The organism is Pseudomonas sp. GW821-FHT07B01 (assembly GCF_059419065.1).
This window is the reverse complement of sequence record NZ_JBWKRA010000056.1, coordinates 1-538: the sequence shown is the minus strand read 5'-3', so window position 1 is coordinate 538 and position 538 is coordinate 1. Positions and strand designations below refer to the sequence as shown.

The window sequence follows — 538 nt, the reverse complement described above, 5'->3', positions numbered from 1 at the left end:
GGATCACCTCCTTAATCGACGACATCAGCTGCTCCATAAGTTCCCACACGAATTGCTTGATTCATTGAAGAAGACGAAAGAAGCAGCCCGAAATTGGGTCTGTAGCTCAGTTGGTTAGAGCGCACCCCTGATAAGGGTGAGGTCGGCAGTTCGAATCTGCCCAGACCCACCAATTTTGTGTGGGAAACGCCTGTAGAAATACGGGGCCATAGCTCAGCTGGGAGAGCGCCTGCCTTGCACGCAGGAGGTCAACGGTTCGATCCCGTTTGGCTCCACCACTACTGCTTCTGTTTGTATAAAGCTTAGAAATGAGCATTCCATCGTTGCGATGGTGAATGTTGATTTCTAGTCTTTGACTAGTTCGTTCTTTAAAAATTTGGGTATGTGATAGAAAGATAGACTGAACGTTACTTTCACTGGTAACGGATCAGGCTAAGGTAAAATTTGTGAGTTCTCTTAACTGAGAAATTCGAATTTTCGGCGAATGTCGTCTTCACAGTATAACCAGATTGCTTGGGGTTATATGGTCAAGTGAAGA

The 538-nt window shown here is 45.7% G+C and carries 2 tRNA genes; both read left to right on the top strand.

Annotated elements, in window-relative coordinates:
- Nucleotides 1–95 precede the first annotated feature (95 nt).
- Nucleotides 96–172 (top strand) — tRNA-Ile (locus tag AC07S6_RS27315).
- A 30-nt stretch (nucleotides 173–202) separates the two neighbouring features.
- Nucleotides 203–278 (top strand) — tRNA-Ala (locus AC07S6_RS27310).
- The last annotated feature ends 260 nt before the right edge of the window (nucleotides 279–538 follow it).